We start from the raw sequence: 5,259 nt of genomic DNA, 5'->3' as shown, positions 1-5,259 counted from the left end.
CCCTGGAGACGCTGCCGGCGCTGCTGGGCGCCGACGACGACCTGTCGGGGTTCAGTCTCAGGCACGACCTGCTCGCCGAGGTCGCGCGGCGCCATCCCGGTCTGCGGATCGGACGTACCGGCCGGGTCATGGAGGCGCTCGTCCCCGCCGTGCTGGAGCAGAAGGTCGTCGGCCGGGAGGCGTGGCGGGCCTGGCGCTGGCTGCTCGCCCGCTACGGCGAGCCCGCCCCCGGCCCCGCGCCCGCGGGCATGCGGGTCGTGCCCGAGCCCGCCGTGTGGCGGCAGATCCCGACCTGGCACTGGCACCGCGCCGGGGCCGAGGCCGTACGCGCGCGGACGATCGCCACCGCCGCCTGGCACGCCGCCAAGCTGGAGGCCGCCGCGACCACCGAGGAGCTCGACCGGCTGCTGCGCGCGCTGCCCGGGGTCGGCGTGTGGACCTCGGCCGAGGTGCGCCAGCGTGCCTTCGGCGACCCCGACGCCGTGAGCGTGGGCGACTTCCACCTGGCCAAGCTCGTCGGTTACGCGCTGACGGGGGAGAAGACCGACGACGAGGGCATGCTGCGGCTGCTGGAGCCGTACGCGGGGCATCGGCACCGGGCGACGGTCCTGGTCTGGCTGAGCGGCCGCCGGCCGCCCGCGCGCGGTCCTCGCATGGCCGCCCGTGACTACCGGTCCTTCTGAGGTGCGGGACTGGGTGCGAGCGGCGAACTCAGCCCTTTGTAGTGTGCGTTTATGAGTTCTGACTCCGCGCTCCGCCGCGCGCTCGCCCGTGCCAGGGACGGCAAGACCCTCGACGTCACTGAGGCCACCGTGCTGCTGGGGGCGCGCGGTGAGCACCTCGACACGCTTCTCGACCACGCCTCCCGCGTGCGCGACGCCGGTCTGAACGCCGCCGGGCGTGAAGGGATCATCACCTACAGCAGGAAGGTGTTCATCCCGTTGACCCGGCTCTGCCGGGACCGTTGTGGTTACTGCACGTTCGCGACCGCGCCGCACAAGCTGCAGGCGCCGTTCCTGAGCCCGGACGAGGTGCTGGAGATCGCCCGGCAGGGGGCGGCGATGGGGTGCAAGGAGGCGTTGTTCACGCTGGGCGACCGGCCGGAGGACCGCTGGCACCAGGCCAGGGAGTGGCTCGACGCCCACGGTTACGACGACACGCTGTCATACGTGCGGGCCATGGCGATCAGGGTACTGGAGGAGACCGGGCTGCTGCCGCACCTCAATCCGGGGGTGCTGGGCTGGCGTGACTTCCAGCGGCTCAAGCCGGTGGCGCCGTCCATGGGGATGATGCTGGAGACGACGTCGCGGCGGTTGTTCGAGGAGAAGGGGCAGCCCCACTACGGCTCGCCGGACAAGGATCCGGCCGTGCGGCTGCGCGTGCTGGAGGACGCCGGGCGCACGAACGTGCCGTTCACCACGGGCATCCTCATCGGCATCGGCGAGACCGTGCAGGACCGCGCCGAGTCGATCTTCGCCATCCGGCGGGTGGCCCGCGAGTACGGCGGCATCCAGGAGGTCATCGTCCAGAACTTCCGCGCCAAGCCCGACACGGCCATGCGCGGCCTGCCGGACGCCGACCTGCAGGAGCTGGCCGCCACCATCGCGGTCGCCCGCCTGGTGCTCGGCCCCCGCACGCGCATCCAGGCTCCGCCCAACCTGGTCGACTCCGAGTACGCGCTGATGATCCGGGCCGGCATCGACGATTGGGGCGGGGTGTCGCCGCTGACCCCCGACCACGTCAACCCCGAGCGGCCCTGGCCGCAGATCGACGACCTCGCGGCGCGGACGGGCGAGGCGGGGTTCCAGCTTCGGGAGCGTTTGACGATATATCCGGAATATGTGCTGGCCGGTGAGCCCTGGCTCGACCCCCGCCTGTTCGCCCACGTCACCGCCCTGGCCGACCCGCGCACCGGCCTGGCCCGCGAGGACGCCGTCCTGGAGGGCCGTCCCTGGCAGGAGCCCGACGGCGGCTTCAGCGCGTCCGGCCGCGTGGACCTGCACGTCGAGGTCGACACCACAGGCCGTACGAACGACCGCCGCGACGACTTCGACCACGTCTACGGCGACTGGGACGCGCTGCGCGAACGCCTCGGCACGGTGGCCGCCGCCACCCCGAGCGACGTGCGCCAGGCGCTCAGGCGGGCCGAGGCCGACCCGGCCGGCCTGACGGACGCCGAGGCCGTCGCCCTGCTCGGGGCCGAGGGCGAGGCGCTGGACGAGCTGGCCGCCATCGCCGACGCGCTGCGCAAGGAGGCCGTGGGCGACGACGTGACGTACGTCGTCAACCGGAACATCAACTTCACCAACGTCTGCTACACCGGCTGCCGCTTCTGCGCCTTCGCCCAGCGCAGGACGGACGCCGACGCGTACACGCTGAGCCTCGACCAGGTCGCCGACCGGGCCGAGGAGGCGTGGGCGGCGGGCGCCACCGAGGTGTGCATGCAGGGCGGCATCCACCCCGACCTGCCCGGGACGGCGTACTTCGACATCGCCAGGGCCGTCAAGGAGCGGACTCCGGGCATGCACGTGCACGCGTTCTCCCCGATGGAGGTCATCAACGGCGCTTCCAGGACGAACCTGTCGATCCGCGACTGGCTGGAGGCGGCCAAGGAGGCCGGCGTCGACTCGCTGCCCGGCACCGCGGCCGAGATCCTGGACGACGACGTGCGGTGGGTGCTGACCAAGGGCAAGCTGCCGGCCAAGGAGTGGATCGAGGTCATCACCACGGCCCACGAGGTCGGCATCCCGACGACGTCCACGATGATGTACGGCCACGTGGACAACCACCTGCACTGGGTCAGGCACATCAAGCTCATCAGGCGGCTGCAGGAGCAGACCGGCGGTTTCTCGGAGTTCGTGCTGCTGCCGTTCGTGCACACCAGCGCGCCGATCTACCTGGCCGGCGTGGCCAGGCCGGGCCCGACGGCGCAGGAGAACCGCGCCGTGCACGCCCTGTCCAGGATCCTGCTGCACGGCGCGATCAAGAACATCCAGTGCTCGTGGGTCAAGCTCCAGGACGACCTGTGCCACCAGGTGCTCCAGGGCGGCGTGAACGACCTCGGCGGCACGCTGATGGAGGAGACCATCAGCCGGATGGCCGGATCGGAGAACGGCTCGTACAAGACCATCAGCGAGCTGCGCGCGATGGTCGAGGTGACCGGCAGGCCGGTCCGCCAGCGCACCACCGAGTACGGCGTCCCGGGCGAGGAGCGGCTGCGCGCCTCCGCGGCCAGCGACGGCGTCTGCCGGAGCGTCAGGCGCGTGCTGCCGCTGGCTCGGCCGTAACCTGGGTTCTCGCCGGACTCGCGTCCGGTATGAGAGGCATGGGGAGGTTCGCTCTTGCGGTTGGGGCAGCACCGTGCCGCGCCGTCCCCTGAGCGGCGACGCAGGAAGGCGCTGGGGCGCGGCATGCTGGCGGGCCTCGCGTCCGTGGCGATCGTCGCGGCCGGCGCCTTCGTGGTCGTCGGCGGCGGCGGGATGCTCTGCGGCACGCGAGAGCCCGTTCTGGTGGACGTGGCCGCCGCCGTCGACGTGGCCCCCGCGGTCATGGAGGCGGCTGACCGGTTCAACGCGACGGACACCGCCGTGGGCGGCCGGTGCGTGCTCGTCCAGGTGACCGAGCAGCCGCCCGCCACGGTGTTACGCACGCTGATCGGCGAGCGGGCGGGCGTGCTGAGCGAGCGGCCCGACGGGTGGATCGCCGACTCGTCGGCGTGGATCCGGCTGGCCCGCCAGCGGGGCGCGAGCGCGCTGCCGGCGCGGGAGAGCGTGGTGGCCACCTCGCCGCTGGTCTTCGCCACCCGCTCGTCGCTGGCCCGGCGCTTCTCCGTGGGCGGCACCGAGATGAACTGGCGGATGGTCTTCCCCCGACCGTGCGCGGGCGGCTGACGCCCACCGAGGACGAGCCCGACGTCGTCCGCGTGCCGGACCCGTCGCTGGCCGGGGCGGGCATCGCCACCGTGGCCGCCGCCCGCGACGTCGTCGGCGCCGGGCCGGACGCCGACCAGGCGCTGACCGCGTTCGTCCGGTGGGCGCAGGCCGGGTCGGCGCCCGACTACCGCAGCATGCTGGCCGCGGTGGACGACCACACGTTCTGGCGGCGGCCGGTCGTCATCGTGCCCGAGCAGTCGGTGTGGCAGCACGCCCTGCGGCCCTCGGACGACCCGGTGGTGGCCCTGCACCCCCGCGAGGGCACGATCACCCTCGACTACCCGTACGTCGTCACCGCCGCCGATCCCCGCGTCGCCGAGGCGTCGGCGGCCTTCGCCGACTGGCTGACCGGGCCGCAGGCCCAGGAGATCGTCCGGCGGGCGGGGTTCCGGTCGGGCGACGGCCGGCTGGGGCCGCTCTCGCCTGGCCCGCAGATCCCCGCCCAGCCGCCGAGGACCAGGACGTCCGTGACGCCGCAGGACATCGACCAGGCGCTGCGGGTGTGGAGCCGCCTGGCCCCGCCGACCAACATCCTCGCGCTGGTCGACACCTCCAGGCACATGGTGAAGCCGCTGGGCGTCGCGCTGGACGCGGCCAGGATCGGCCTGCGGCTGTTCCCCGACTCCACCCGCATGGGCCTGTGGGAGTTCGCCGACAAGGCGGGCGGGATCAGGGACTACCGGCAGCACGTCGCCCTCGGCCCGGTCGCCGAGCCGGAGCGCCGGGCCCTCGTCGAGCAGGCGCTCGGCACGCTGCGCGCCCACGCCGAGCGGGACAGCTCGCTCCACGACGCCGTGCTCAGCGGCTTCCGCGCGGTCTCCGGCGACTACCGCCCGGAGATGAACAACACGCTCCTGGTGATCACGGCGGGCCGCGACGACGGCCGCGGCGCGAGCCTGACGCGGCTCCTCGACGCGCTGCGGCGCGAATGGGACCCTGAGCGGCCGGTCCAGATCATCGTCATCGCGTTCGGCGAGGACGTCGACCGCGCGGCCCTGTCGCAGATCACCGCGGCCACGAACGGCTCGCTGCATGAGGCCAGAAAGCCGGAGGAGATCATCGACGTCTTCCTCGCCGCCCTGGCCCGCCGCCTGTGCCATCCGACCTGCGACGCGTGAAGGGGCGCCCCACGCCGGGGACGCCCCCTTCAGGTCGTCAGGTCACGCGCGTTGCCAGAGCGCCGGGACGTTCGGCGGCTCCCACCCGGCGAGGGCGGTGTGCGCCTGGAGGCAGCGGTAGGTCACGCCGTTGTAGGTGACCGTGCTGCCCGCCGCGTACGCCGTGCCGGTCCGCCACGTGCCCGACGGGGTGGTCGGGGTGGGCGCTG

General features: G+C 73.3%; 5 protein-coding genes. 4 read left to right on the top strand and 1 reads right to left on the bottom strand.

Going from position 1 to position 5,259, the window contains the following annotated elements:
• From E1286_RS45790 to E1286_RS51625, 4 genes are all read left to right on the top strand, one after another.
• Positions 1–683, top strand: a 683-nt coding sequence (locus E1286_RS45790) for a DNA-3-methyladenine glycosylase family protein (protein ID WP_132623470.1), incomplete at its 5' end; no start/stop codon positions are given.
• 51 nt (positions 684–734) lie between these two features.
• Positions 735–3,287: a bifunctional FO biosynthesis protein CofGH gene (locus tag E1286_RS45785; protein ID WP_132623468.1), complete on the top strand. Its 2,553-nt coding sequence runs from the start codon at positions 735–737 to the stop codon at positions 3,285–3,287.
• Between the two features lie 54 nt (positions 3,288–3,341).
• Complete coding sequence (locus E1286_RS51630) at positions 3,342–3,890, top strand: substrate-binding domain-containing protein (RefSeq protein WP_281282865.1); 549 nt, start codon at positions 3,342–3,344, stop codon at positions 3,888–3,890.
• A complete protein-coding gene (locus E1286_RS51625; RefSeq protein WP_281282864.1) occupies positions 3,875–5,050 on the top strand; it encodes a substrate-binding domain-containing protein in 1,176 nt (391 codons plus the stop codon). The genes E1286_RS51630 and E1286_RS51625 overlap by 16 nt, the downstream gene beginning before the upstream one ends.
• 42 nt (positions 5,051–5,092) lie before the next feature.
• Here E1286_RS51625 and E1286_RS51815 read toward each other — a convergent pair.
• Positions 5,093–5,259 (bottom strand): carbohydrate-binding protein (locus E1286_RS51815; RefSeq protein WP_342776338.1); only part of this gene is annotated, 167 nt, incomplete at its 5' end.

The organism is Nonomuraea terrae (assembly GCF_004348995.1).
GTDB classification, from domain to species: domain Bacteria; phylum Actinomycetota; class Actinomycetes; order Streptosporangiales; family Streptosporangiaceae; genus Nonomuraea; species Nonomuraea terrae.
The sequence above is the reverse complement of the archived record's forward strand: the minus strand, read 5'-3'. Positions and strand labels throughout refer to the sequence as shown.

Bases quoted from the DNA above. Each gene is read 5' to 3' on its own strand.
- E1286_RS45785 (WP_132623468.1), top strand. From the start codon at position 735: ATGAGTTCTGACTCCGCGCTCCGCCGCGCGCTCGCCCGTGCCAGGGAC.